This is a genomic window from Microcoleus sp. S13_C3 (assembly GCF_036700905.1).
Classification (GTDB): domain Bacteria; phylum Cyanobacteriota; class Cyanobacteriia; order Cyanobacteriales; family Microcoleaceae; genus Microcoleus.
In genome coordinates, this window is record NZ_JAUBPT010000013.1 from 1 (window position 1) to 2,142 (window position 2,142).

A 2,142-nucleotide genomic window follows, 5' to 3' on the forward strand; every position below is an offset into this window, starting at 1 on the left:
TAATGACTAATGACTAATGACTAATGACTAATGACTAATGACTAATGACTAATGACTAATGACTAATGACTAATGACCACTCAGGCTAATATTGATGTTAACCTGTCCCTACCCGAGATCAAACTGTCCCATGACACCCGATGCCTCCGCCGCAGCCGCTGCTGCCGCCCCTCAATCAACACCCGAAGTCAGCTTAGAGTTGCAAGTCCGACTCAAGACAGAAGACGGACAGCTACTGTTGTTACTACCCCCAGAAACCAACAGCGAACCCGCAACAGCCACGGCCTCGACTTGGACTGAACTTTGGCAACAGCTAAAAGTTAGGCTAAATGCAGGAGAAAGGTTTTGGCAGCCCAATGCCGAAGTACAATTGATGGCGAACGATCGGCTTTTAGATATCCGCCAACTACAAGAAATCGCCGATGCCCTCTCCGAAGTGGAACTGCAACTCAAACGAGTCCACACCAGTCGCCGCCAAACCGCCGTTGCCGCAGCTACAGCAGGCTATTGTGTAGAACAGCAGCCTCCGGTTTCTTCCCTGAATAAAGCCACTGCCGAAAAAGCGCAATCGCTGGCGGAACCTTTATATTTGCAGATGACAGTGCGATCGGGCGTAGAAATTCGTCATCCGGGCACCGTCGTACTTTTGGGAGACGTAAATCCCGGCGGCTCAGTCATCGCCGGAGGCGATATCCTAGTTTGGGGCCGTTTGCGGGGAGTCGTGCACGCCGGTGCCGGTGGCAACACCAAAAGCGTGATTATGACCTTGCAGATGGAACCGATGGTGATTAGGATTGCTAAGTATGTTGCCAGAGGCCCAGAAACCTCACCGACTCAGTTTTTCCCGGAAGTCGCCTATGTGACGCCCCAAGGGATTCGGATCGGTAGAGCCTCTGATTTTGACAAATCGCAGTTAGTCGGGGGTAATGGTTAGTTGACAGTTGACAGTTGACAGTTGGCAGTTGACAGTTGGCAGTTGACAGTTGGCAGTTGGCAGTGGGCAGTGGGCAGTTGGCAGTTGACAGTTGACAGTTGACAGTTGACAGTTGACAGTTGACAGTTGGCAGTTGACAGTTGACAGTTGGCAGTTGGCAGTTGACAGTTGGCAGTTGGCAGTTGACAGTTGACAGTTGTTAGTTGACAGTTGTTAGTTGGCATTTGTTAGTTGTTACCAATTAGCAATTACCAATTAGCAATTACCAATTACCAATTACCAATTACCAATTACCAATTACCAATTACCAATTACCAATAACTAATCTAAAAATCGCTTATGGCTCGCATTATTGTTGTTACATCAGGGAAGGGCGGGGTAGGAAAAACCACCTCCACAGCCAATCTCGGCATGGCTTTAGCTAAGCGGGGGCGCAACGTTGCTGTAATTGATGCCGATTTCGGTCTCAGAAATTTAGACTTGCTGCTGGGCTTAGAAAATCGGATTGTTTACACGGCATTAGAAGTTCTCGCTGGAGAGTGCCGATTAGAGCAAGCTTTGGTGAAAGATAAGCGGCAGCCGCGCTTGGTGCTGTTGCCGGCTGCCCAAACTCGGATGAAAGATGCCATCAGCGCCGAGCAGATGAAGCAGCTTGTGGGGATGTTGGGACCAAAATACGACTATATTTTGATCGACTCTCCTGCTGGAATTGAACAAGGCTTTCAAAATGCGATCGCCCCGGCTCAAGAAGGCATCATTGTCACCACTCCCGAAATCGCTGCTGTCCGCGATGCCGATCGAGTCATCGGGCTGCTGGAAGCCAACAACGTCAAGAAAATCAACCTGATCGTCAACCGGATCAGACCCGCAATGGTGCTGGCAAATGATATGATGTCGGTGCAAGACGTGCGGGAAATCCTCGCCATTTCTCTGTTAGGCGTCGTTCCCGACGACGAGCGCGTCATCGTTTCCACCAACCGAGGCGAACCATTAGTATTGTCGGAAACGGCCTCTTTAGCTGGAACAGCCTTCGACAATATTGCCCGCCGCTTAGAAGGCGAAAAAGTTGAATTTCTCGATCTAAATCCCCGTCCCGAAAACTTCTTTACTCGCCTCCGCAAGTTCTTAAATACTAAAATTATGTGATGTGCTTATTGGCGATCGATCTTTAACAGCAGCGACCGCATCACAAAAACTAGCCCCAATTT

General features: G+C 49.4%; 3 protein-coding genes. 2 read left to right on the forward strand and 1 reads right to left on the reverse strand.

What is annotated here, in order from left to right; all coding sequences use genetic code 11:
• The first annotated feature begins 130 nt into the window (after positions 1-130).
• Complete coding sequence (gene minC, locus QUA16_RS05770; RefSeq protein WP_333103451.1) at positions 131-934, forward strand: septum site-determining protein MinC; 804 nt, start codon at positions 131-133, stop codon at positions 932-934.
• Here minC and QUA16_RS05775 read toward each other — a convergent pair.
• Entirely contained in the window at positions 931-1,158 is a 228-nt protein-coding gene (locus tag QUA16_RS05775) for a hypothetical protein (protein ID WP_333103450.1), read from the reverse strand. The two genes, minC and QUA16_RS05775, sit on opposite strands and share 4 nt — an antisense overlap.
• 115 nt (positions 1,159-1,273) lie before the next feature.
• Here QUA16_RS05775 and minD point away from each other — a divergent pair, with 115 nt between their 5' ends.
• On the forward strand, positions 1,274-2,080 hold the full coding sequence (minD, locus tag QUA16_RS05780) for a septum site-determining protein MinD (RefSeq protein ID WP_333103449.1): 807 nt from the start codon (positions 1,274-1,276) through the stop codon (positions 2,078-2,080).
• The last annotated feature ends 62 nt before the right edge of the window (positions 2,081-2,142 follow it).